This window comes from Agrobacterium sp. 5Ca50 (assembly GCF_055381905.1).
The window spans coordinates 851,286-871,717 of sequence record NZ_AP026440.1; the positions used below are offsets into that span (position 1 = coordinate 851,286).

Annotated in this window: 20 protein-coding genes; 10 read left to right on the top strand and 10 right to left on the bottom strand. The window is 56.4% G+C overall.

The features are described 5' to 3' along the window. The first annotated feature begins 16 nt into the window (after positions 1-16). Positions 17-265 carry a MoaF-related domain-containing protein gene (locus tag ACZ5FM_RS26100; RefSeq protein WP_250983955.1) on the top strand — a complete coding sequence of 83 codons (249 nt, stop codon included), beginning with the start codon at positions 17-19 and terminating at the stop codon, positions 263-265. Further along, entirely contained in the window at positions 243-677 is a 435-nt protein-coding gene (locus tag ACZ5FM_RS26105; protein WP_464041230.1) for a YceI family protein, read from the top strand. Before ACZ5FM_RS26100 ends, ACZ5FM_RS26105 begins: the two co-directional genes overlap by 23 nt. Before the next feature lie 54 nt (positions 678-731). Here ACZ5FM_RS26105 and ACZ5FM_RS26110 read toward each other — a convergent pair whose 3' ends face one another. Further along, positions 732-1,448, bottom strand: a complete 717-nt coding sequence (locus ACZ5FM_RS26110) for a GntR family transcriptional regulator (RefSeq protein ID WP_464041231.1) — start codon at positions 1,446-1,448, stop codon at positions 732-734. Positions 1,449-1,685: 237 nt separating this feature from the next. On the opposite strand from ACZ5FM_RS26110, the gene ACZ5FM_RS26115 reads away from it, so the two are divergent. From ACZ5FM_RS26115 to ACZ5FM_RS26140, 6 genes are all read left to right on the top strand, one after another. After that, the gene (locus tag ACZ5FM_RS26115) at positions 1,686-2,777 is read left to right on the top strand and encodes an ABC transporter ATP-binding protein (RefSeq protein WP_464041232.1); all 1,092 of its coding nucleotides are present in this window, start codon (positions 1,686-1,688) and stop codon (positions 2,775-2,777) included. Between the two features lie 34 nt (positions 2,778-2,811). Beyond that, entirely contained in the window at positions 2,812-4,116 is a 1,305-nt protein-coding gene (locus ACZ5FM_RS26120; RefSeq protein WP_464041233.1) for an ABC transporter substrate-binding protein, read from the top strand. A 197-nt stretch (positions 4,117-4,313) separates the two neighbouring features. Continuing rightward, positions 4,314-5,225: an ABC transporter permease gene (locus tag ACZ5FM_RS26125; protein WP_464041234.1), complete on the top strand. Its 912-nt coding sequence runs from the start codon at positions 4,314-4,316 to the stop codon at positions 5,223-5,225. A 1-nt stretch (position 5,226) separates the two neighbouring features. Next, a complete protein-coding gene (locus ACZ5FM_RS26130) occupies positions 5,227-6,045 on the top strand; it encodes an ABC transporter permease (RefSeq protein WP_464041236.1) in 819 nt (272 codons plus the stop codon). A gap of 10 nt (positions 6,046-6,055) precedes the next feature. After that, positions 6,056-6,802: an aspartate/glutamate racemase family protein gene (locus ACZ5FM_RS26135; protein ID WP_464041237.1), complete on the top strand. Its 747-nt coding sequence runs from the start codon at positions 6,056-6,058 to the stop codon at positions 6,800-6,802. Further along, entirely contained in the window at positions 6,799-7,632 is an 834-nt protein-coding gene (locus ACZ5FM_RS26140; protein ID WP_464041238.1) for a GNAT family N-acetyltransferase, read from the top strand. Before ACZ5FM_RS26135 ends, ACZ5FM_RS26140 begins: the two co-directional genes overlap by 4 nt. Before the next feature lie 5 nt (positions 7,633-7,637). Here the strand turns inward: ACZ5FM_RS26140 and ACZ5FM_RS26145 are convergent, their stop codons facing one another. From ACZ5FM_RS26145 to ACZ5FM_RS26155, 3 genes are read right to left on the bottom strand one after another with little or no spacing between them, the layout of a single operon-like run. Beyond that, on the bottom strand, positions 7,638-9,629 hold the full coding sequence (locus ACZ5FM_RS26145; RefSeq protein ID WP_464041240.1) for an iron ABC transporter permease: 1,992 nt from the start codon (positions 9,627-9,629) through the stop codon (positions 7,638-7,640). Continuing rightward, positions 9,626-10,468, bottom strand: coding sequence for an ABC transporter ATP-binding protein (locus ACZ5FM_RS26150; RefSeq protein WP_464041241.1), 843 nt, complete (start codon positions 10,466-10,468; stop codon positions 9,626-9,628). Before ACZ5FM_RS26150 ends, ACZ5FM_RS26145 begins: the two co-directional genes overlap by 4 nt. After that, positions 10,465-11,208 carry an AraC family transcriptional regulator gene (locus ACZ5FM_RS26155; RefSeq protein WP_464041242.1) on the bottom strand — a complete coding sequence of 248 codons (744 nt, stop codon included), beginning with the start codon at positions 11,206-11,208 and terminating at the stop codon, positions 10,465-10,467. Before ACZ5FM_RS26155 ends, ACZ5FM_RS26150 begins: the two co-directional genes overlap by 4 nt. Positions 11,209-11,510: 302 nt before the next feature. Between ACZ5FM_RS26155 and ACZ5FM_RS26160 the strand changes: the two genes are divergently transcribed. Both ACZ5FM_RS26160 and ACZ5FM_RS26165 read left to right on the top strand, forming a co-directional pair. After that, positions 11,511-13,715: a TonB-dependent siderophore receptor gene (locus ACZ5FM_RS26160; protein ID WP_464041243.1), complete on the top strand. Its 2,205-nt coding sequence runs from the start codon at positions 11,511-11,513 to the stop codon at positions 13,713-13,715. Beyond that, positions 13,709-14,584 (top strand): ABC transporter substrate-binding protein, encoded by an 876-nt coding sequence (locus tag ACZ5FM_RS26165; RefSeq protein ID WP_464041244.1) that lies wholly within the window; start codon positions 13,709-13,711, stop codon positions 14,582-14,584. Before ACZ5FM_RS26160 ends, ACZ5FM_RS26165 begins: the two co-directional genes overlap by 7 nt. Positions 14,585-14,599: 15 nt before the next feature. Here the strand turns inward: ACZ5FM_RS26165 and ACZ5FM_RS26170 are convergent, their stop codons facing one another. The 6 genes from ACZ5FM_RS26170 to ACZ5FM_RS26195 all read right to left on the bottom strand — a co-directional run bounded on the left by ACZ5FM_RS26170 (position 14,600) and on the right by ACZ5FM_RS26195 (position 20,428). Further along, positions 14,600-15,673 (bottom strand): saccharopine dehydrogenase family protein, encoded by a 1,074-nt coding sequence (locus tag ACZ5FM_RS26170; protein ID WP_464041245.1) that lies wholly within the window; start codon positions 15,671-15,673, stop codon positions 14,600-14,602. After that, positions 15,670-16,458, bottom strand: coding sequence for an amino acid ABC transporter ATP-binding protein (locus ACZ5FM_RS26175; RefSeq protein ID WP_250983940.1), 789 nt, complete (start codon positions 16,456-16,458; stop codon positions 15,670-15,672). The genes ACZ5FM_RS26170 and ACZ5FM_RS26175 overlap by 4 nt, the downstream gene beginning before the upstream one ends. Before the next feature lie 12 nt (positions 16,459-16,470). Further along, positions 16,471-17,136, bottom strand: coding sequence for an amino acid ABC transporter permease (locus ACZ5FM_RS26180; RefSeq protein WP_250983939.1), 666 nt, complete (start codon positions 17,134-17,136; stop codon positions 16,471-16,473). 192 nt (positions 17,137-17,328) lie between these two features. Continuing rightward, positions 17,329-18,246, bottom strand: coding sequence for a 4-hydroxy-tetrahydrodipicolinate synthase (gene dapA, locus ACZ5FM_RS26185; RefSeq protein ID WP_464041246.1), 918 nt, complete (start codon positions 18,244-18,246; stop codon positions 17,329-17,331). A 26-nt stretch (positions 18,247-18,272) separates the two neighbouring features. Next, positions 18,273-19,016 (bottom strand): dihydrodipicolinate reductase C-terminal domain-containing protein, encoded by a 744-nt coding sequence (locus ACZ5FM_RS26190; protein WP_464041247.1) that lies wholly within the window; start codon positions 19,014-19,016, stop codon positions 18,273-18,275. Between the two features lie 11 nt (positions 19,017-19,027). Further along, positions 19,028-20,428, bottom strand: a complete 1,401-nt coding sequence (locus ACZ5FM_RS26195; RefSeq protein ID WP_464041248.1) for an aldehyde dehydrogenase family protein — start codon at positions 20,426-20,428, stop codon at positions 19,028-19,030. Positions 20,429-20,432: the final 4 nt, after the last annotated feature.

The window sequence follows — 20,432 nt, forward strand, 5'->3', positions numbered from 1 at the left end:
CGACTAGGGCGCCGTCGTGTTCCATGTCGATTTTGCGCCCGATGGCAAAACTCTGCGTTGGGCGGATGCATCGGCTGAGGATTTCGATGCTGTTGCCCATATGGAAACCTATAGCGCAACGTTCATCCGGCCTCATGTGTTTTGGATAACCTGGAAGGAAGCTGACGGCACCACAGTCACGCATGTGGAAGATTTTGAGACTGGCTATGTCTATGCCTCGATAACGCAGCCCGATTTAACGTTTGTTCCGCACCGTGTCCGGTGAAATTTCATTCGACAAGGACGATGTCACGAAAAGCTCGATCGAGCTGAAGATAGAAGCTGCCAGCATCGACACCAACCACGAACAGCGTGACACGCACCTCAAGAGCCCGGACTTCCTGAACGTTGAAGAGTTCCCTGAGATTACCTTCAAAAGCACCGCGATTGAAAAGACCGGCAACAAGACTGCAAAGGTTACCGGCGATCTGAGCCTCGCAGGCACGACGAAGCCGGTTACACTTGATGTGACATGGAATTCTGAATCGCCGCTTCCTTGGGATGCAAAGACCATCAAGACCGGTTTTTCTGCAACGGCTGCGATCACCGGCGCTGATTTTGGCATCACCAAGCTGGCAGACTTTGGTCTGGGACCAGACCTGTTGCTGGATGTCGATCTGGAAGCGATCAAGAAGTAAGAAAAAAGACGCCGGCCTTTCCGGTCGGCGTCACTTTCACGATGAACTCATCCTTTAGCCGATTGACAGCGCATCTTTGAGCGCCACGCCCTGCTTGGGCTGCAAGTCGAGATCGGCCTCGATGTGATCGATATGGTGCAGCATCAGGTCAGCGGCACGTTTGGCGTCACCGCGTTCGATCAGGTCCAGAATGGCGAAATGTTCGCTATGGCCGCAGCTCGACACACCTGAACGGCCGTAAAGCGCGATGACCAGTGAAGACCGCGCCACTAGTTCGTCCATGAAGCGCTGTAAAATGCCGTTTCCGGCAACCGAGGCCAGCATGAGGTGGAAATCACCGGATGCCTTGATTTCTGCCCGCCTTGCCGCCGGGCCGCGCTCGTTCATATAGCGCTCTTCTTCAATCAGCTGTTCGCGAAAACGAGCGATGTCCTGCGGCGTAATCCTTTCGGCGGCGGCTATAACAATGCCTGGCTCGATCAGCCGGCGGGATGCAAAGATCTGTCGTGCCTCCTCTGGCGTCGGATTGGAAACGAAGGCGCCACGGTTACGCTCGGTCTTCACAAGGCCTTCGAAGGTCAGCATTTGAAGTGCAGCGCGTGCCACCGTGCGGCTGACATCAAAAAGCGCGCCAACTTCCGCCTCGGACAGTTTTGTTCCCGGCGCGAGCCGCCGATCAATGATGGCATTGCGCAGCGACTCGCGGATCGCCATCGAGCGGTCCTCGACCATTGGGTCAGCAGAGACGGAGGTATGTTCAAGCAAGGTCATTGGTTTCGTCCAGTATGACCTGTTGTAGCGCGTTGCGGGGCCATCTGCCAGTGGGATATTTTGCAATCCGCAACTCAGATTGCATACAATTTGACCATAGGATCGAAAACAATAGATGCAAATTTGCGCAGCCCAAAATGACAAAAACTGTCTCGCGCCAGGATATCGTTGATCTTCAATGGTTAATTGAACTGGCACGGCTCCTGCATCACCAAAAACAATCGCAGGAGAGTGCCTATGAGCAAAGCCGCTGAAATAGACATCGTATCCGTTTCCAAGATCTATGGTGCCACCACGGCAGTCCATGAGATCAGCCTTAAGATCCCCGCTGGCACCTATTGTTGCCTGCTTGGACCCTCCGGGTGCGGCAAGACCTCGACGCTCAGAATGATCGCCGGGCACGAGAGCATCTCGACGGGCGATATCCGTCTTGGCAATGCTGTTGTCACCGACCTGCCGCCAGCCAAGCGCGGCACGGCGATGATGTTCCAGTCCTACGCGCTGTTTCCACATCTGGACCTCGTCGACAACGTCGCCTTTTCCTTGAAGATGAAGGGGGTGGAGAAAGACGTGCGGCGTGCCAAGGCGCTCGACATGCTGAAGCTGATGCAGCTCGAAGCCTATGCGCCACGCCGCCCGGCCCAGCTTTCCGGCGGTCAGCAACAACGTGTGGCGCTTGCCCGCGCTCTAATCACTGATCCGGAAGCCCTTCTGCTTGATGAACCGCTTTCAGCTCTCGACCCATTCCTGAAAATCCGCATGCGGGCGGAGCTTAAAAAGCTCCAGACCTCGCTTGGCATCACCTTCGTGCATGTGACGCACAGCCAGGAAGAGGCAATGGCGCTTGCCGATATCATCGTCATCATGAATGATGGTCGCATCGAGCAGGCCGCTCATCCGCGCACCGTGTTTGAGCGCCCGGCAACTGCCTTCGTCGCCAAGTTCATGGGCGATCACAATGTGATTTCCGGTCGCGTGATAAAGAGCGCCGGCGATGAGCTGATGATTTCGGTCCCGGCTGGCGGCGATTTTCTGGCGATCGGCGCCGAAGCTGCCGGTCTGAACGACACGGCCGACATCGCGGTTCGGACCGACCACGTGCGTGTTGCACCTGCGACCGAAAAGGGCCTCGGCTTCACCGGTTCCGTCTCAAACGTCGAATATCGCGGCTCATCGGTGAAACTCACCGTCAATGGCTCCGGTGTGGAGGATTTTACCGCGATCCTCAGTGACAAGGACTATTTCGCCAATCCGGTGAAGGTTGGCGACGCCATTCCGCTTTCGTGGGAGCGTGAGGACGCGCTCGTGCTGGGGCGGCTGAAGCACTGACAATACAACAATAAACCTCAAGAGGAGAACTGGCATGACCGATACAAAAAAAACGGGGATCGACAAGACGGCCAAGGGTATTTCCCGCCGTTCGCTTTTGAAAACGGCATCGGCTGCGGCCGGCCTTGCGGCCGGTTCAGGCGTGATTACCGGTTTCCCGACCATCTGGGCACAGAACCCGATTACGCTTCGCCAGTTTGGCACCGGCGTGTCGAACCTCAATGCGATTGCCGAGAAGTGCAAGGCTGATCTTGGCATCACGCTCGAGATGACGGCGACGGATTCTGATGCCGCCGCCCAGCGTGCAGTCACCCAGCCGAAGTCCTATGACATCGCCGATATCGAATACTGGATCCTGAAAAAGGTCTATGCAGCCGGCGTGATTCAGCCAATGGATACAAAGAAGCTGAAATATTACGACAAGGTCGTTCCGCTGTTCAAAAACGGCAAGTTGACACCCGACAGCGTGATTGCACAGGGCACCGCGCCGCACACGGTCGGTTTCGTTGAAAAGCCGGGCGACAAAACCTTTGCCAAGGAAGAAACCCAGTATTTCACCATGATGCCAACGATCTACAATGCCGATACGCTCGGCATTCGTCCTGATCTGGTTGGCCGCGAGATCACCACCTGGGCCGACATCATGGATCCGAAGTTCAAGGGCAAGACTTCGATCCTCAACATCCCGTCGATTGGCATCATGGATGCAGCGATGATCATGGAAGCGCTCGGCAACATCAAATATGCCGACAAGGGCAACATGACGAAGGAAGAGATCGACAAGACGATCGACTTCCTGATCAAGGCCAAGCAGGACGGCCAGTTCCGCGCCTTCTGGAAGTCGTTTGACGAGTCGGTCAACCTGATGGCGTCTGGCGAAGTGATCATCCAGTCTATGTGGTCGCCAGCTGTTGCCGCCGTTCGCTCGAAGGGTATCGATTGCAAATACCAGCCGCTGAAGGAAGGCTATCGTTCGTGGGGTGGCGGTCTGGGTCTCGCAGCACATCTGACCGGTGCACAGCTCGACGCGGCTTACGAATATATCAACTGGTACACCTCCGGCTGGGTTGGCGCCTATCTCAACCGTCAGGGTTACTACTCCGCCTGCATGGAAACCGCCAAGGAACACATGTCGGCCGATGAATGGGGCTACTGGATCGAAGGCAAGGCCGCGACCGGCGATATCGTTGCGCCGGATGGCAAGGTCATGGAAAAGGCTGGCGCAGTGCGCGACGGCGGCTCCTTCGAGGAACGCATGGGCCATGTCGCCTGCTGGAACTCGGTGATGGACGAAGACCGTTACATGGTCCGCCGCTGGAACGAGTTTATCGCAGCCTGACAGACAAACAGATCACCCTCCCCCCGCAAGGGGGAGGGCTTAACCCAGCCGCACCGCCAGGCGCGATCATGGCGGGTGAGCGGGCCAAGTATTCTTCCCAGTCTTGGAGAAGATGGCAGTTCGGCCAGAGGGTGTAGTCGGAAGCGATGCCTTTTCATTGCGAGAAGGTTCAGAGGCCCATAGGGAGAAGCCAAGCAATGGCGACGATCATATCGACGGATACGGAAAATGCCGGGCAGTCTCGCCCAAAAGGCTTTCAGCTGCCGCTTGCCGTCATCTCCTATCTACAGGCGGTGCCACTGACGCTCATTCTTGGGTTCTTTCTGCTGTTACCGATCATCATGATCGCAGTTGTCAGTTTCTGGGATTATGATTTCGCCCAGATGTATCCCGACTTCCTGACGATGAACTATGCCGAAACGCTTGGGTCATGGGTTACTTGGAAGACCTATCTCAACACACTTAAATATGCTGCTCTGGTCTGGCTAATCACGCTTTTCATCGGCTTTTGGGTCGCCTACTTCCTTGCCTTCCATATCCGCACCACATCAATGCAAATGGTACTTTTCCTGATCTGTACCGTGCCGTTTCTGACATCGAATATCATCCGGATGATTTCATGGATCCCGGTTCTTGGACGAAACGGCCTGATCAATTCTGCGCTGGTTGGGTCCGGAGTGATTTCCGAACCGGTAGAATGGCTGCTCTATTCCGATTTCGCTGTCGTCTTGGCCATGGTGCATCTCTATACGCTCTTCATGGTGACGCCGATCTTCAACACATTGATGCGCATTGACAAATCGCTGGTAGAGGCAGCGCGTGATGCAGGCGCTTCTTCCTGGCAGGTCCTGTCGAACGTCATCATTCCGCTGGCCAAACCCGGCATGGCGATCGGCACGATTTTTGTCGTAACGTTGGTCATGGCCGATTTTTCCACCGTGCAGGTGATGTCTGGCGGACAAAGCGCCTCCGTCGCGCTGATGATGAAGAACCAGATGTCGCTACTGCAATATCCCGCCGCTGCCGCCAATGCGGTGGTGCTGCTGGTTCTCGTGTTGATGATGGTCGCTGGCATATTGCGGATCGTCGATATCCGGAAGGAGCTTTAAGATGTACCGTGAAAAACGCTCCCGGGAATTCTACTTTCTCGCCATCTTCTTTGCCGTCTTCGTGCTGTTCCTCTATGGTCCGCTATCGGCGATCCTGATCCTGTCCTTCCAGGGGCCAAATGGCGGCCTGACCTTCCCACTTAACGGCGTGTCGCTGCGCTGGTTCGCCAACCTGTTCGAAACCCAGGCGGTGGGTGATTTCGGCGGCTCGTTCCGTCGCTCGGCAATGCTTGGCATCATGGTCATGCTGGTAACGGTGGTTGTGTCGCTGCTGGCGGGACTGGCCTTTCGCCGAAAATTCATTGGCGCGACGGCGCTTTTTTATCTCGCGGTTGCAAGCCTCGTTGTCCCCTCGATTATCGTTTCGCTCGGCATCGGCGTGCTGTTCAGCCAGCTCGGTCTGCAGCCGGCATGGTATTCCTCAGCCTTCGGCGCGCACCTGACCTGGACATTGCCCTTTGGTGTGCTTATCATGTTTGCCGTGTTCAACCGCTTTTCGCCTGCCTACGAGGAAGCGGCACGGGATCTCGGCGCATCCTCCTGGCAGACATTCTCGAATGTCGTTTTGCCGATGATCGCGCCGAGCCTGATCGGCGTTGGCCTGTTCGGCTTCACGCTGTCCTATGACGAATTTGCCCGCACACTGATGACGGCCGGATCGTTCAACACGCTGCCGCTGGAAATCTACGGGATGACGACCAATGTGACGACGCCGGTGCTTTATGCACTCGGTACGGTCACCACGGTCTTCTCCTTCCTGGTGATTGCTGGCACGCTCGGCCTGATCGTCCATCTTAATCGTCGCAGACTGCGGAGTTGATGAGACACCGATGCGCATACTGATCATCAATCCCAACACAACAGCCAGCATGACCGCAACCATCGCCGACAGTGCGTGCCGTGTTGCAGGGCATCAGACGGAGATCGTCGCCGTTACCTCATCGATGGGGCCGGTTTCGATTGAAGGCTATTATGACGAGGTCTTTGCGGTTCCTGGCCTGCTCAAGGAAATCGCCGCAGGCGAAAAACACGGTGTCGATGCCGTCGTCATCGCCTGTTTCGACGATACTGGTCTTGATGCTGCGCGGGCGCTTGCAAACGTGCCAGTGATCGGAATCTGCGAGGCAGCGGTTTCTGCCACGGCCTTCATTGCCCAGAAATTCACTGTTGTGACGACGATGGAACGGTCGCGGTTGCCGCTTGAACATCTCGTCCATCGGTACGGTATGTCGTCGCGATGCAAGGTGAGAGCGGCGGATATTCCAGTGCTGTCTCTTGAAGACCCGAACTCCAACGCCCGCGAGCGGTTGCGCAGCGAGATTGCGCTGGCGCTGAAGGAAGACAGGGCTGAAGCGATTGTGCTCGGCTGCGCCGGCATGGCGGATCTGACCGCAGAGCTTAGGGCAGAATTCGGTGTGCCTGTCGTGGATGGCGTTGCGGCGGCAGTAAAACAGGCGGAATCGCTGGTAACGCTTGGCCTGTCGACCGCCAAGCGCGGTGCCTATGCAACACCGATCTCGAAACCCTATCGAGGCATGTTGGAGCCCTTCCAACCTGATCGGCTGACAGGCTTATGAGTGACGTTGTGATCCGGTCGCTCGATCTGGCGGAGATCGAAATGCTGATTGGTTGGGCAAAGGCTGAGGGCTGGAACCCAGGGATCGCCGACGCGGCACCATTTCAGGCTGCTGATCCCGAAGGATTTATCGGCTGTTTTGTCGATGGGCAGATGGCCGCTGGCATATCCGCCATCCGCTATGGTTTTAATTTCGGATTTATCGGTCTTTATATTGCGCGTTCTGATTTTCGCGGGCGCGGATACGGGCGGCGCGTTTGGGATGCCGGCATGGCATATCTGAAAAACCGAACGATCGGTCTTGATGGCGTGCCGGAGCAACTGGCGAATTATCGATCCATGGGATTTGTCCCCAACTACGAGACCTTTCGCTGGAGCGGAAAGCTGCACGGCCGGATCGATCCTGACATCTGCTCCCTCGAAGATATTAATCCGGCCAGCCTGATCACGTTTGACGCCGAGTGTTTTGCAGAGCGCCGTGCGGCTTTTTTGCAAGCCTGGCTGGCGTTGCCGAGGCAGACAAAAGTGCTCATCCGCGATAGTGCGATCTGCGGTTATGCTGTCGCACGGCAATGCCATGAGGGCTATAAGATCGGGCCACTTTTCGCTGTAGATTCCGACGCTGCAACGACATTGCTTTTTGCGTGTGCGGCGGAGGTTGAAGGTCAGTTGATCCACATCGACGTGCCTGCCGATCAGGCCAAGTTTTCTGCGGTCCTTGAAGCTCACGGATTTGAGTGCGGTTTCCAGACGACGCGGATGTATCGTGGAACACCGCCATCATTCGAAACCGCATGTGTTTTCGGTGTGACAACGCTCGAACTGGGCTGAGTTGGTTACGAAACTGAGGTTTTTCTGGATGCTGGCGGGCGCATTAACAGCATAAAAAACGGTGCGCCGAGAACTGCGGTAACGACACCCGCAGGCAGTTCAAGCGGTGCAATAATACTACGGCCAACAAGGTCCGCCACGGCCATGAAAATGGCACCTGTCGCCATGGCAACCGATAGATTACGCGCGTGGCGTGGTCCTGCCAAAAGGCGGGCTGCATGGGGTGCAAGCAATCCGACAAAACCGACTGCTCCAATGGCCGAGACGGCGATAGCACTCGCAAACGCTGCGTATAACAACGCCAGAATACGGGCGCGATCCGTTTCAACTCCCAGTGCGCGTGCCTTTTCGTCACCCAGCACAAGTGCGTCCAACTGACGGCTGCAGAAAAGGCCAATACTTGCCAGGACGATGAGCCATGGCACCATGGCCCATGCATCATGATATCCGCGGCCATGGGTTGACCCACTCAGCCAGGACAGCGCCTGCGCCGTCTGCAATCTCGCTTCGACAACGATGATGGTGCCGATTGCTCCAAAACTGGCGGCGATTGCGATGCCGGCCAGAATGAGCTTTTGTGGTGATCTCCGTGGACCGAGTACCATCAAAAGGACAACCGCAGACAGGGCGCCTGCGACGGTCACCAACTGAAACATCAATGTGCCGGGAACAAGGCCTGAGAGCAGGGCAATCAGACTGAACAACGCTGCCCCTTGCGAGAGACCGAGCGTTTCCGGGCCACAAAGCGGATTACGCGTGACCGCTTGCAGCGCCAAACCGGAAGTTGCCAGCAATGCGCCGCACCCCAGAGCAATAAACAGCCTTGGGGCGCGTAAATCGAGGTTTGCGACAAGGGCACCAAATGACGACGAGACGCCATCTCCAATAGCCAATGCTCCGATGACCACCAGCAGGCCAACCGCAACAATCACACTGGAAAGCATTGGTAAGGACAGGCGATTGGCAGTTGAAGGTGCCGCCATACGGCTCTCACCACCTGCTTTTGTTGTGTTCAAAAGCAACAGCATGGCAGGAGCACCAAAGCAGGCAACTGCGACACCGGTTGGTACAACAATGCCATTACCAGCCAGTAATTGCGTGATCATGTCGGCAGTTAGAAGGGCGTTTGCACCCCACAGCGCGGCCAACGGTAATTGACGGTGATGGCGTGTGACGCCAATAGCGCGAAGGGCATTGGGGACGGCAAGCCCGATAAAACCGATCGGGCCAGCCAGTGTTACGGCAGCGCCCGCCAGGATGACGCCAGCAATCAGGCCAGCCAGTGTGGTGGTGCGGGTCACGCCCAGGCTTGCAGAGGTCTGTTCCCCCAAACCCAATAGATCAAGCTGCCGGGCGATCAAGAGAAGGGCAATACATGATGCGATGATGGCCGGCCCCGCCATTAGCACTTTCGACCAGCCGGTTTGGTCAAGAATGCCGGCAGACCAGAGTATCAAACCGGATGCGCGATCATCAGCCAGCAGGACGATTGCCGAGGCTATTCCTGCAAAACATAGGGATATGGCGACGCCGGCCAACGCCAATCGGCCCGGTGGCGCACGAAACCCGCCAGCAAGTGCGATGCAGGCAACGGCGCCAACAGCGCCCCCCATGGTTGTTGCGATGATCGATGGAATTGCAACAGGCAGCAGGAGTATCGAAATGACGAGGAACAGCTGCGCTCCGCTGGTGACCGAGAGGATATCCGGTGCTGCCAGTGGATTGCGAAGGACGCTTTGAAACACCGATCCGGCGATGGCCAGTGCGGCGCCAACAAAAATAGCCGCGACAAGTCTGGGCGCACGAATGGTCTCCAACACGGTTTGAGCCAAGCTGGTGGGGCGTGTCGGAAACGATAGAACATCGCTCCAGTTCACCAGCTTGCTTCCCATGCGAAAATCGAGAACCGCCAACAGGACGAGTAGCAATAGGCCAATTGGCCAGGCAAATGCAGCCAGGAACGGCCTTAATCGCACGGGTGCGTTTGCTGCTGTCATTCTACAAGCCGCAGAGTATTGGTGCTGTCGGCGCTATCCACCCATTCAATAAGGCAGTAACCGCGATCATGGTTGCGGGGGTGAGGAACGATATCAACCTTACAGCCAAAGGCCTGTTCAAGCAGGTCTTCTTGCAAGACGTGTCCTGTCGAGCCAGTCGCCAACACCTTGCCTTTGCACATCAACACAATGTCGTCGGCGATATCCATGACCTGGTTCAAGTCGTGAAGTACGGCAACGATCGTCAGGCCTTCCTCTTTGTTAAGTTGCCTCAGCAGCGTCAACAGTTCGGCCTGATGGCGGATGTCAAGAAAACTGGTTGGCTCATCAAGAAACAACAGTTCTGGCTCCTGCGTCAAAGCCATTGCGACCCAAGCCCGCTGGCGCTCACCGCCGGAGAGTGTGGAGAGTTCGCGGTCGCGCAGGGCATGCAGATCAACACGTCTTATGGCGCGGTCGATAAGGTCACGGTCCTCTACTGAAAGACGGCCAAGCCAAGGTCTATGTGGATGACGGCCCTGTTCAACCAGTTCCTCGACCGTCAGGCCCAACGGAACTTCCGGAGACTGGCTCATGACCGCCACCCGGCAGGCAATATCACGCCGCGACAATTGGGATAGTGGCTGACCCGACAGCAGAATGTCGCCTGACGTTGGCGCTTCCAGTCCTGCCAGAGTTTTCAGAAGCGTGCTTTTACCTGATCCATTGGCGCCACATATCACGGTGATGCGACCGTGATGCGCCTGCACATCAACGTCGCGCAGTGCAAAGGCCTGGTCGTAAGCCACAGCCAGTCCACGGGCTTCGACCGCGGGCACATTTGTGTTTTGATCACTCACACCACGACCTCGCGCATGGCTTTGCGCAAAGATGACAGGCTGCGGTAACCGACATCTGCAGCGGCTTCATCAAGTCGTGCACCCTCGGCCTGCCTACGCATGACATGGGCCATACGCAAACGGCGGCGCCATTCGGCAAAACTCATGCCGGTCTGGGTGCGGAATTTTCGTGTCATTGTCCGGCGGCTCATGCCAAGATTGTCGGCCCAATCGTCGATGTCAAGATCGATAGATGGCGTTTCGGAGAGGTCCTTACACAAGCGTTGCAGCCTTTTGTCGCTGGGCATTGGCAGTGCAAATGGCCCTTCTTCTGCACGGGAAATTTCATCAAGAATGAGAGCGGCAAGGTGCCCGCCCCGCCCGTTCTCGGCATAGAGCGTCGGTTCTTCAATAAATGCTCCAACCATGGCTGACAGCAGAACAGAGGTCGAGATAACCCGCGTCGGCTCCCAGTTGAGCATCAATGCCCCATCCGGCTCGATATAAAGCGACTGCATGGAGACGCGACCATGAGATGTAACGGCATGTGGTACATCGGGCGCAATGAGAAGGCCGTAGCCACTGGGGATGATAAATGAGCTGTCAGGTGTACGGGCCGTCATGAAACCGCCGAGAATTTGCAACAACTGACCCCGGCGATGGCTATGCCAGCCGAAATCGACGCTGTTTTCATAAATCCGCGACATTGCGGCGACAGGGCGGGGCACGTTCTGAAGATCGCCGGCCTTTTGCTGTTTCATCTCGTCTCCCAATCGGAGGCCCTGTCACAACAGGGAAAAATCCGTGGATAGCTTAATCACGGCCGGAGCATTAGCCGGTGCTATCAAATTTTTCAAAAATAAATTTGACCCGATTCGTCCGGATTCCGCGACATCGGTCCAGATGGGTCGCTTTGTGGCCCGGCAGAGTTTCAATTTGACCTGACAATGGTGACTAGAAAAGTCTACTTAAGCTCAAAATCAGGCGAGACGCCCATTCATGACTACCTGCACAGGTGGCGGGTCTCGTTTGAAGCCGTATCACGCTCTTCAAAGGCCGCAAAATGCATAACACCGCTTCGACCTCTTGCAACCCCTCGATCCTCTCCGCCCGGCGGTCACGCGTTCTGTTGATGTCTGGTGTTGCCATGATTGCGGTTGCCGGTTTTGGTGAAAGGGCCTTTGCGCAGGAAGAGACTGATGCAACGCGCCTCGCTCCGATCGTTGTTCAGGGGCAAGGCAGCACCAAGGGTGCGCGCGTTGAACAGCGCAGTTACGTGGCAAAGGACTCCGCATCGGCCACCAAAACGACAACACCGATTGCCGAGACGCCTCAGTCCATTTCGGTGATTACACGTGGAGCCATGACTGACCGCGCCGTACAAACTGTGGCTGACAGCCTGTTATACAGCTCCAACGTCAATGGTCAGCGTTATGGCAACGACCCGCGCTCCGACTACTTCACCATCCGCGGTTTTAGTGCCGATCTCTATCTCGACGGTCTACGCGTTCCACAGATTGCCAACCAGACCGGCGGCTATGCAGGTTTTCGTGTAGAACCCTATTTCCTGAACCGTGTCGAAGTGCTGCGTGGACCGAGTTCTGCTCTGTTCGGCCAGACGAATGTCGGTGGCGTCGTCAACATGATTAGCAAGGATCCTTCTGATCAGGCCGGTGGTCAGGCTTATGTCAGGTTCGGCAGCTTCAAACAGAAGGAGGTTGGTTTCGATACTACAGGTCCGCTCGGCAGCGGATCAGACCTGACCTATCGTGTTGAAGGTGTTGTGCGCGACAGCGACACGATGAACGATTTCGGCAAGAATGACCGCATCGCCATCAGTCCAACGATCAAATGGTCGCCTGACGAAGATACCAGCATCACCGTTTATGGTGCTTACATGAAGGATGATGCCGGTCAGGTACCGTCGCTTATTCCGGCGCTTGGCAGTGTCTATCCGAACAGTCTCGGACTGACGATCCCGCGTAATTTTTCCGATGGTGACCCATCACTGGCAATCTACGACAAGGAAACCGCCTATATCGGTTACCGTCTGGAGCATGCCTTCAACGATGATCTCACGTTGCGACAGAATTTCCGTTATTCCTATCTCGATGTGAACTATCAGAACCTGTATGCCACTGGCTTTGCCGCCTCCCCGACAACGCTTGCACGTACGGTTTACAATGCGCAGCCGACGCTCAACGCAGTCGCGCTTGATACCAATCTTGAGTACAAGTTTGATACGGGCCCAGTCAGCCATACGCTGTTGGGTGGTGTCGATCTGCAATGGCAAAATCTCGTCAATGATACCGGAACTAAGACTGGCACTGCATATAACCTCAACATTTTTAACCCGATCTACAACATCGGTGTGACGTCTGCTCCTATCAGGACACATCTTGATCAGACGCAAAAACAGGCTGGCATTTATCTGCAGGATCAGATTGAGCTTGATCGTTTCCGTCTAACGATTGGCGGACGTCAGGACTTCGTAACCAACGATTCCGATAGCATTGCATACGGCACTCCTGACACGCTCACGCAGCAGCGCCGAGATTACAACGCCTTCACCGGCCGCGTTGGTGCAGCTTATGTGTTCGACAGTGGCTTTATTCCTTATGCGGTCTATTCGACATCGTTCTCCCCGGTTCTCACTTTGGCACCCAAGCCTCTGAAACCAACGACCGGTGAGTTGAAGGAAGTGGGCGTCAAATATGCGCCAGAGGGTGAAGACTACAATGTGACGCTGTCTGGTTTCGAAGCGACGCAGCAAAACGTCGTGCAGCGCATCTCGGGCGAGTATTTCCAAACCGACGAAGTGCGGGTTCGTGGTATCGAACTTGAAGCCAATGCCACCCTTTGGGATCGCTTGAATGTGACGGCCGCCGCAAGCTGGCAGGACCCGGAGGTGACGCGCAGTCAGACGGCGACACAGGTTGGCAAGCTGCCATATACGGTACCCAAGCAGCAGCAATCTATATTCGTCAGCTATGATGTGCCGATGCCGGACGCCTGGGATGGCAAGCTGACCATTGGCGCAGGTGCGCGCCACATTGGCAAAACGGCAGGAGATACCAAAAACACCTTCTTCGTGTCAGGCTATACGCTGGTCGATGCCTTTGCGCGGTATGAACATGATCGCTATTCATTCCAGCTCAATGGATATAATCTTGCCGATAAGGACTATGTGGCGGGCTGCAACACGGAATACCAGTGCTACTACGGTCAGGGACGCACCGTGGTCGGTACAGTGAGTGTGAAGTGGTAACAGAACTGGGCAGACGATCATTCATCACCGGCGTGTCGGCTTTGGCCGTCGCGCCGATGGCGTTTGGCGCGGCGCCCTCCAAGCGCATCGTTACGCTGGAATGGACCTCGACCGAAATTGCACTTTCGTTGGGCAAGTCGCCAGTTGGCTGTGCCGAACCGTCCGGATACCGAACTTGGGTCAATGTCGCCAATGACAAGATCGATCATGTGACGGATGTTGGCCGCCGACAGCAGCCAAGTCTTGAGGCTATCCGCAATTTGCAGCCTGATCTCATCCTGGCGTCGCGCTTTCGCCATGCATCGCTTGCCGCAGCACTTGGTGAAATTGCCCCTACTCATCTGCTCGATGACCAAGCCGGTGACGGGGATATGCTGGCAGCCGTCTACCAGAGCGTTGGTCAGGCGGGCACCGCTCTATCCCTTGAGAGCGAAGCTAAGGCGCTGCTTGCGCAATTTGACAGCAATATTGATCTCTTAAAGACCAAATCGGCAGGGCAGATTTCCGGCCGGAAATTGCTGGTCGCGCAACCGCTGCCCGGCGTTCCGCGTCTTAGGGTCTTTGCGCCCAATTCTGCCATATCGATGCTGTTGAGCCGGGTCGGGTTTTCAACCGCGCTGGACATGGACCCGCAGCCGTTCGGCTTCACCACCATTGATCTCGAGGGACTGGCCGCGCTGGATAGCGAAACGTCGCTATTCTTGTTGTCAGAGCAATTGCCGAGCGAGTTGAGCGATGCTGCTCTATGGCCGGTCCTGCCACTTGTGGCGCAGGGGCATGTGCTCCTTGCCTCCACGCCCCATTGGCCATTTGGCTCCACTGCATCGCTGCAGAGGCTGGTCAAGGATATTGTCCAAACCTTTGCATGAATAGTCGACTACCAGTTACTGCAAAAGTGGCCTTAGAAACGGCGATGCCAGAAGCGCATCCGTATCAATGAGGTGGTGTTCGACATGCCCGTGCGGTTCAATCTTGCCTTGGCTTAACATGGACAACAGGGCGGCCGCATAACCTGTTGCGCCTGATATCAGTGCGTTGAACGGGCCAACGTCCTTGTTTGGTGCAAACCGATAGGACTTTGTCCGTTCGGTGGGCAACCTGCCACGATAGCCGCGTGCAGTTACCACAAGGAGCAGGATATCGTCTTCGATAACCGGCAGGCCATTGTAGAGCAGCGAACGCAGCATATCGCGCCGATGACGCAGGTTGAGATCATCAAGCATAAAACGAATATAGTCGAGATGGCCCGGATAGCGGATGGTCTTGAAGGTCAGGTTTTTCGGTGCGGCATGCGAGAAGATCGATAGCGCCTCTACCCCGCCGGATGTAATGAACTCTTCGTAGCTTACTCCGTCAATACTCAACCGGCCGTAATCTTCCAGGGGTGTCAGCAGAACCGACTGCCCATCCCTGATCGCGGCACTCGGCCGGGTATATTCATCGATCAGCCCGTCAACATTCCAGATTTGCCCGTAACCGAGACGATTGGTGGGATAACGGGGGATGGCGCCGACACGCATGATGACGTCGGTGACCGGTGAAAAAGACTTGAGCAGGCCACAGGTGACATTGCCAATCAGACCGGGAGAAACGCCGCATCCGCTGAAAACCGCCCTATGTTTTGACAATGGCTCCAGTATCACCTGTGTTTCCGGCCTCGGGCAGGTGAAATCGAGATAATGAACGCCCGCTCTGGCCGCGGCCTGTGCAACATCTGCTACCGCCGGCTCGGGTACGGCTGCAACGACAACATCCTGCCCTCTCAGATGGGTCTGCAAATCCTCACCGTGTCGAACGGCTTTGACAGAGGCATCTATCTCCATCTGTTGCAAGCGTGACAAAGCTTCTTCCGAGCGGTCAATGACCTGAATGGAAAATTCGCCAGTTTTCGACAAGGTTCGGGCCATGGCGACGCCGATTGCTCCGGCGCCGACGATGCTGACGTTGAGTTTTGTCACAATGTCTGCCCCCTGAAACGCTGGACAAAGCCTTGCAAGCGCGGATTTTTCGGGCGCAGAATGACTTCATCTGCGGTTCCGGTTTCAGCAATCACACCGCCATCGAGAAACAGCACGCGGCTTGCCACATCGGCGGCAAAAGCCATTTCATGCGTCACGATGGCCATGGTCATGCCCTTGTCGGCCAACCCACGAATAACCGCCAGAACCTCGCCGACCAATTCCGGGTCAAGCGCGCTCGTCACTTCGTCAAGCAGCAGGACTTCGGGTTCCATAGCCAGTGCCCGGGCAATCGCCACACGCTGTTTCTGGCCACCCGACAGATGAGCCGGATAGGATGCGTGTTTCTCGGCCAATCCCACCTGCCCGAGCAAATCCATCGCCAGTTCTTCCGCTTCGCGTTTTGGCCTCTTGCGGACCACGATTGGCCCTTCGGTAACGTTTTGCAGCACCGTTTTATGCGGGAATAGATTGAAATGCTGGAAGACCATCCCGACATGGCGACGCAAGGTACCGATGCCGACCGCCTCTCCCTTGTCACGAAAACTCTGGCCAACGACTTTCCCGCGAAAGCGAACCGTGCCGCCGGTCGGCGTTTCCATCATGTTGAGACAACGAATGAAGGTTGACTTGCCAGAGCCCGAGGGCCCGATCAGTGCGACCACCTCGCCGCGCTTGAGGCTGAGATCCAGCCCCATGAGAACCTCATGCGTACCATATGCCTTACGAAGCGCTTGCGTTTCGATGACAGGGACATTGTCGTGTGTGTGCTGTGTCATGTTCATGCATCCGTTCCGTTAGTCGCTGACTCTGAGGCGTCGTTCGATCCAGTCTGCAGCCTGGGTAAGCGGCAGGAGCATGGCGATGTAGAGGCCAGCCATTAAAGTGTAGGATTCCAGCGGCCGGTAGGTCTGGCCGTTGACCACCGCTGCCATGTAGGCGAGATCGGCAACCGAAATGACCGACACCAGCGATGTGTTTTTGAACTGGATGACGGACTGATTGATAAAGGATGGCAGCACCCTTTTCATCGCTTGCGGCAGGATGATGCGGGTCATCGACTGCCATGGGCTCATGCCGATAGCGGATGCCGCTTCGCGCTGTCCCTTGTCGATAGAAACAATGCCGCCCCGGAAGATTTCAGCGTAAAACGCACCGACATAAAGCGACAGCGTCAACATGGCTGCCAGGCGATTGTCGATCGAGCCGCCGATCAGCAGCGGAAACGCGTAATAGAACCACAATAGCTGCACCAAGAGCGGCGTACAGCGAAAGATTTCCTGATAGATGCGGGCAATGGCCGAGAAGATTTTCCAGCCGGAAAGCCGTGCCGCACAGGTCACAAAACCGATGATGATGCCAAAAAATATCGAGCCGAATGTATAGACGACAGTGATCCAGAGGCCCCAGAGAAAGAGGTCCCAGTACTGCCAAACGGAGTGGAAGTCCCAGCTGTAATTCATCGCTCACCTCCGGCTGTCACCGCCGCGCATAAAAACGGGCAATACCCGCGCGGGGACCGCAGCTTCTCATCGGTTCGTTTTGTCATTGTTGTTCCCTTGTTTTTCGCGTCAGCCGCCGCAAGGTAACAGCAGCTGACGATTTGATAGTGCTATGTCCGCTACAGGCGGACAATGCAAAGCTGATGGCGCTGCTTATCGCATTTCTTGGAAGGCGACAGACGCGCTGGCAAAACGACCTAGAATTCCAATGAGCTTTTCGCGGTTCACGTCCGATACCGGTACCATCGGCAGGCGCATTTCCGGTCCCGCCAGGTTGGAGAGTGCCAGGGCAGCCTTGACCGGGCCGGGATTGGACTCGATGAACATTCCGTCCGTCAGTTCGGCGATCAGTTCGTGAAGCGCCAGCGCGCGCGCCGTGTCACCCGACTTCCAGGCTTCGACAAGCTGGACCATTTCGCGCGGGGCGACATTGGAGACAACACTGGTAACGCCAGCGGCACCTAGCGACAGGAACGGAAGGGTCAGGCCATCGTCGCCGGAATGGATGATCAAGCCCTCCCCGCATGCCGCGCGAAGCTGCGTCACACGCGATGCTGAGCCGCCAGCTTCCTTGATTGCAATGATGTTGTCATGGCGGTGCATGAGTTCGGCGCAGGTTTCCGGCGCAATCTCGACACCGCAACGGCCCGGAACCGAGTAAAGCATGATCGGCAACGTGGTTTCTTCTGCGGCTGCACTGTAGTGAGCCAGAAGTCCGGCCTGCGTCGGTTTGTTGTAGTAGGGCGTAACGATCAGCAACACATCGGCGCCTGCTTCTTCGGCGTGCTTCACTTTTTCGATCGTTTTCCTGGTGTCATTGGCGCCTGCTCCAGCCATGACAATCGCGCGGCCGGCGGCCAGCTTGACGGTGCGCGCAATCAGCATATCGGCTTCATCGTCACTCAGCGTTGCTGCTTCACCGGTTGTGCCAACAGGCACAAGTCCGGCGACACCGGCTTCGAGCTGGCGCTCAACCAATGCATCGTAGGCGGGCAGATCGACGCTGCCATCCTTGAAAGGGGTAATCAGGGCAGTGAAAACTCCGTTGAAACGGTCATGAATGTTCTGCATGGTCCAAGTTCCTCTCTTTATCTCGTTCAATCGGCCAGACTGTTGGCCAGGCTGTAGCGCCCCGCGGTGTGTTGTGTTGAAACCAGCCACTGCGCGGCGGCCAGCGCACCTTCCGCGTAAGCCGCCAGTGTTTCGACGCGGTAGCTGAAAACTGTACGGGCCGATCCCATGGTGAAGCGTACTTCGTTGATACCGACTGTTTCACCGATACGATCAATCAGGATGACCGGCTCTGGTGCGGGAAACTCCATGGCAAGGCTCTGTGCTTCAAACAGATCCCGTGCCAGAAGTCGCGATGTGTCGGATGGCTCCGCCTTCTTGCGGGCATGATAGGTTTCGCTGATCGTCACTGTGGCGTCTGGCATGCGGCGGGCAAAATCGATCACTGAACGCCGGAATGCTTCAAAACCATGGGCGAAATTCGCGCTGATCATCAACGGTCGGCTGGTGGCAAATGCCGTCAACTGCGCATGATCTTCCGATGTGAAACCAGTCGTGCCGATGACCACGGGAACGCTCTTCGTGCCGAGCAGGTCCTGCATCGCAAGACTTGCCGCAGGAGTCGAAAAGTCGATCATCACATCGCTGCGGGTCTTTATCCAGCGTTCCGCCGGGCGATATTCAATGCTGCCGCCGGCAACCGGGGTACCAACCAGCCTCGACTGCGGCGAAACGAGTGCCGCAACCAGTTCCAGTCCCGGATTGACGAGGGTGAGCTCAATGAGACGAGTACCAACCCTGCCGGATGCGCCGAGAATAGCAATGCGCATGGCGTTACTCCTCAGTCGATGACGACTTTTGGTTCCGACATCTCGCGTAGAGCAATGCGAACACCTTCACGGCCAAGTCCGGAGCGCTTTACACCGCCAAACGGCACGTGTTCTGCCCGGAAGTCTGGTCCTTCATTGACCATAACGCCCCCGACAATAAGATCCCTTGAGAAGGTCTTGATTAGCGCATGGTCATTGGTGAAAATACCCGCCTGCAATCCGTAGGCACCGGCATTCACCTCGGCAATCGCTTCAGCCGGGTCGGAAAACGACCGGATTGCGATAACCGGACCGAATGTTTCATCGGCAATGACTGGCGCATCTGCTGTGACATCGGTCAACACGGTTGGAGCAAACACCGTGCCGTCATGGGAACCGCCTGTTAGCAATCTTGCGCCCGATCCGGAAACGCTTGCCGCGAGCCGATCAGCCACATTCTTGGCAGCAGCAAGGTCAATGACAGTGCCCATGTCGGTATCTTCATCCGACGGGTTTCCAAACTCCACGGCATCAACGGCTGCCAGCAGTTTTTCTGTGAAGGTTTTTTCGATGTCGCGGTGCAAATAGAGCTTTTTGACAGCTGCGCAGCTCTGACCGGCAATCTCAAAACGATGTCCGATGGTGGTGGCGACTGCCTTGTCGAGGTCAGCGTCGGGCAGGACAAACAGCGGATCGTTGCCGCCCAATTCCATGAGGCAGCGGATCAACCCGCTGGCGTTCTTGAGTGCCAGTCCGGCAACCGGACCGCCGGTGAAGGACAGCAGATCGATCGGTGACCTAGCCAATGAAAGGGCAGCCTCAGCTGCACCATGTACAACCTGGAAAAGATCGGCGGGCCATCTAGCCTTCAAGGCAAGTTCACGCAGGCGTGCTGCAGCGAGTGGTGCCTTGGGAGACGGTTTTGCGACGACTGCATTTCCAGCAGCAATTGCCGGGCCCAACTTGTGGCAAAGCAGGTTCAGGGGGTAGTTGAATGGTGTGATGGCGCCGATCACGCCGACTGGTTCATAGGTAATGGTTGCCAGACGGTCGGCGCCGCCTTCGACGATAGCGCAGTGCAGGGCTTCACCATCCAGAAATGTTGCCGCATCTCCTGAAAGCCGCAGCGTGTTCTGTGCTCTGCGAACCTCGTTACGCGCCTCGCGGATTGTCTTGCCCATCTCACTGGAAATGGTCTTGGCAAGATTTTCCGCGTCGGCGGCGATTTCCAGCGCCAGTGCATTCAGCATTGCGCGGCGGACCGCCGGAGTTGAATGGCGAAACTCGCTCTGGGCTGCCTTGGCACGTGTGATGGCTGCTGCGATCTCGAGAGGTGAACTGACGGCAATTTCACCAACCGGTGCATCGTTGAATGGATTGCGGACGAGGATCACCTTGGCTGTATCAAGTATCAATCGCTGCGCTTGAGTCATCTCG

What these genes read in the sequence shown, in the direction of transcription:
- ACZ5FM_RS26135 (WP_464041237.1), top strand. Translation starts at nt 6,056, where the DNA reads ATGCGCATACTGATCATCAATCCCAACACAACAGCCAGCATGACCGCA.
- ACZ5FM_RS26140 (WP_464041238.1), top strand. Translation starts at nt 6,799, where the DNA reads ATGAGTGACGTTGTGATCCGGTCGCTCGATCTGGCGGAGATCGAAATG.
- ACZ5FM_RS26195 (WP_464041248.1), bottom strand. Translation starts at nt 20,428, where the DNA reads ATGACTCAAGCGCAGCGATTGATACTTGATACAGCCAAGGTGATCCTC.
- ACZ5FM_RS26130 (WP_464041236.1), top strand. Translation starts at nt 5,227, where the DNA reads ATGTACCGTGAAAAACGCTCCCGGGAATTCTACTTTCTCGCCATCTTC.
- ACZ5FM_RS26110 (WP_464041231.1), bottom strand. Translation starts at nt 1,448, where the DNA reads ATGACCTTGCTTGAACATACCTCCGTCTCTGCTGACCCAATGGTCGAG.
- ACZ5FM_RS26180 (WP_250983939.1), bottom strand. Translation starts at nt 17,136, where the DNA reads ATGAATTACAGCTGGGACTTCCACTCCGTTTGGCAGTACTGGGACCTC.
- ACZ5FM_RS26115 (WP_464041232.1), top strand. Translation starts at nt 1,686, where the DNA reads ATGAGCAAAGCCGCTGAAATAGACATCGTATCCGTTTCCAAGATCTAT.
- ACZ5FM_RS26155 (WP_464041242.1), bottom strand. Translation starts at nt 11,208, where the DNA reads ATGAAACAGCAAAAGGCCGGCGATCTTCAGAACGTGCCCCGCCCTGTC.
- ACZ5FM_RS26190 (WP_464041247.1), bottom strand. Translation starts at nt 19,016, where the DNA reads ATGCGCATTGCTATTCTCGGCGCATCCGGCAGGGTTGGTACTCGTCTC.
- ACZ5FM_RS26145 (WP_464041240.1), bottom strand. Translation starts at nt 9,629, where the DNA reads ATGACAGCAGCAAACGCACCCGTGCGATTAAGGCCGTTCCTGGCTGCA.
- ACZ5FM_RS26120 (WP_464041233.1), top strand. Translation starts at nt 2,812, where the DNA reads ATGACCGATACAAAAAAAACGGGGATCGACAAGACGGCCAAGGGTATT.
- ACZ5FM_RS26175 (WP_250983940.1), bottom strand. Translation starts at nt 16,458, where the DNA reads ATGAACATGACACAGCACACACACGACAATGTCCCTGTCATCGAAACG.
- ACZ5FM_RS26125 (WP_464041234.1), top strand. Translation starts at nt 4,314, where the DNA reads ATGGCGACGATCATATCGACGGATACGGAAAATGCCGGGCAGTCTCGC.
- ACZ5FM_RS26160 (WP_464041243.1), top strand. Translation starts at nt 11,511, where the DNA reads ATGCATAACACCGCTTCGACCTCTTGCAACCCCTCGATCCTCTCCGCC.
- dapA (WP_464041246.1), bottom strand. Translation starts at nt 18,246, where the DNA reads ATGCAGAACATTCATGACCGTTTCAACGGAGTTTTCACTGCCCTGATT.